The 657-nt window shown below is 58.3% G+C and carries 1 pseudogene; it reads left to right on the top strand.

Annotated features, from left to right (window positions below):
• A pseudogene (locus EIEH_RS18290) lies at nt 1-648 on the top strand (IS5 family transposase); the annotation flags it as partial.
• Nucleotides 649-657: the final 9 nt, after the last annotated feature.

Genomic DNA, 657 nt, shown 5'->3' on the forward strand with positions numbered 1-657 from the left:
GGGCTTGCCCCAGTCGCTGGGTTTTGGCAGCGCAATGACGTGCTGGCGTCGCCTACGCGACTGGCAAGCTCAAGGCATCTGGCTGCGATTTCACGTGGCTCTGCTGACCCAGCAACACCAAGCGGGTCACATCGACTGGAGCAGAGCAAGCCTCGATGGCGCGAGCGTAGCCAGCCCCCGGGGTGCCAGGAAACAGGACGTAACCCGACAGACAGAGGCAAGTTGGGCAGTAAACGACACATCGTGGTGCAACGTCAGGGCATCCAACGCGCCGTGCTTGTCTCAGGAGCCAATCGCCATGACCCGATAATGTTTGAGCCATTGTTGGATGTCCTCCCGGCGTTAGCCGGCAAGAGAGGGCGACCACGATATCGGCCTGACAAGCTACACGCAGACAAGGGGTATGATTTTCGCCGTTGCCGGGATTATCTGAGGCGGCGGGGAATCAAGGCCCGTATTGCCCGGCGAGGCATTGATAGCAATGACCGCTTGGGTCGTTATCGCTGGGTTGTAGAGCGAACTCATGGGTGGTTAGCGGGTTTTGGCAAGCTGCGTATTCGCTTCGAACGGCGGCTGGATACCCATCTTGCATTGCTGACGCTGGCTTGTGCTGTTATCTGCTTGCGCTTTGTTGAACGGTTTTGTTAGCGGCTCTTA

The sequence above is a fragment of the Edwardsiella ictaluri ATCC 33202 genome (assembly GCF_000264785.1).
GTDB lineage: Bacteria > Pseudomonadota > Gammaproteobacteria > Enterobacterales > Enterobacteriaceae > Edwardsiella > Edwardsiella ictaluri.